The 909-nt window shown below is 62.2% G+C and carries 1 protein-coding gene; it reads left to right on the top strand.

Annotated elements, in window-relative coordinates; genetic code table 11:
* Positions 1-909: APC family permease (locus L691_RS0109170; protein WP_025690147.1), on the top strand; the 909-nt coding region annotated here is incomplete at both ends.

Below are 909 nucleotides of genomic sequence, written 5' to 3'. Positions count from 1 at the left end.
CCGGGCCCGCTTCGCTGCTCGCTTGGGGATTCATGACGCTGCTGATCCTGCCGATGGCGCTCTCGATGGGCCTTCTCTCCGCTAAATTCCCGAATGCCGGGGGCGTATCCCATTTTGTAACGCTCGCCTTCGGTGAACGCGCCGGCACGCTGGTCGGCTGGTTCTTCCTGATGTCCGTGCCGATCGGCGCTCCCGTAGCCGCGCTTACCGGATCGGGCTATATGTCCGCCGCTATGGGCTGGGGCGAACCGGCGCGAATTGCGCTGGCCGCCGCAATTCTTGCTGCCGGGCTCGGCATGAACTGGGTCGGCATGCAGCTCGCTGGCAAAGTGCAAATCGCCGTCGTGCTCGCCATCGTTGCCGTGCTCGTCTTCGCTTTTGCCGCGGCGTTGCCCCGGATAGACAGCGCCGCGTTTACGCCGTTTGTCCCGCACGGCTGGATGAATATCGGCAAGGCGACAGCGATTCTGTTCTGGTGCTTTATCGGCTGGGAAGCGGTGTCCCATCTGTCCGAGGAATTTAAGGACCCGCAGCGGGCGGCGGTCAAGGGCGTGACCATCGCCGCCATTATTGTCGGCGCGCTCTATTTCTTGACGGCGCTGGCCGTCGTCGGTACCCAAAGTTATCTTAAAGGAAGCTCCTCTTCGCTGGTCTGGATGATCAGCCGTCCGCTTGGGCAATGGGGCGGACTAGTCGCAGGGCTCACGGGGCTGTTTATCTGCACCGCCACGATCATCGCCTATGTCGGTGCCGCTTCAAGGGTGGCCTATGCAATGGCCCGCCAGGGGCACGCCCCTCAGTGGATGAGCCGAATGTCCGGCCGGTTTCATACGCCGATCGGTGCGCTGGGCTTTCTCCTGCTGTGCTTTACAACAGTGATGACACTGTACGGCAGCGGACTTATATCGC

Origin of the sequence: Paenibacillus zanthoxyli JH29, assembly GCF_000520715.1 — a bacterium.
In the GTDB taxonomy this organism is placed as follows: Bacteria; Bacillota; Bacilli; order Paenibacillales; family Paenibacillaceae; genus Paenibacillus_AQ; species Paenibacillus_AQ zanthoxyli.
Note: the sequence above shows the minus strand (reverse complement) of the source record. Positions and strands in the feature narration are given on the sequence as shown.